At 38.4% G+C, this 643-nt stretch carries 1 protein-coding gene; it reads left to right on the top strand.

All coding sequences use genetic code 11. The features are described from left to right. The coding region (locus tag ACZIX2_RS14235) for a DUF7507 domain-containing protein (RefSeq protein WP_463340759.1) at positions 1 to 643 on the top strand (643 nt) is incomplete at both ends.

The raw sequence follows: 643 nt of genomic DNA, 5'->3' as shown, positions 1-643 counted from the left end.
GGATGCGGATTTAAAAGCTACAGGAATTGTTGTTAACAACAACAATTGTACAAACTGTAGCAATGGATCAATTGATATCACGGTTACTGGAGGCACCTCTCCATATGAGTTTATGTGGTCTAATGGTGCCTCTTCTGAAGATATTTCGAATTTACAAAGTGGAACTTATACTGTTGAAATTACAGATGTAAATGGTTGTAAAGCTAATTATACCTTCAATATTCAAGAATCAAGCATCGACATTACCAAAGACGGTACGTATGTGGACAGCAACAACGATGGTATTACCAATGTGGGTGACGTTGTAAGCTACAATTTCGTAATCAAAAACACTGGAAATGTAACGTTGACCAACATCACAGTGACCGATAACAACGCTACTATTACAGGAGGTTCAATAGCATCTTTAGCACCAGGTGCTTCAGATACTACTACCTTCTCTGGTACACATGTGATTACACAAGAAGATATCAATGCAGGCTATGTGTACAACTTGGCAACTGCAACAGGTAAAGATCCAAAAGGAAATAACGTAACCGATACTTCTTCTGATCCAACACCATGTACAAGTTGTCCAAGAGATCCAGAATGTACAGATTGTACTATTACCGAATTGGATCAAAAACCAAGCATCGACATTACC

The sequence above is a fragment of the Flavobacterium riviphilum genome (assembly GCF_055231795.1).
This window is presented reverse-complemented; position numbering and strand designations above follow the sequence as displayed.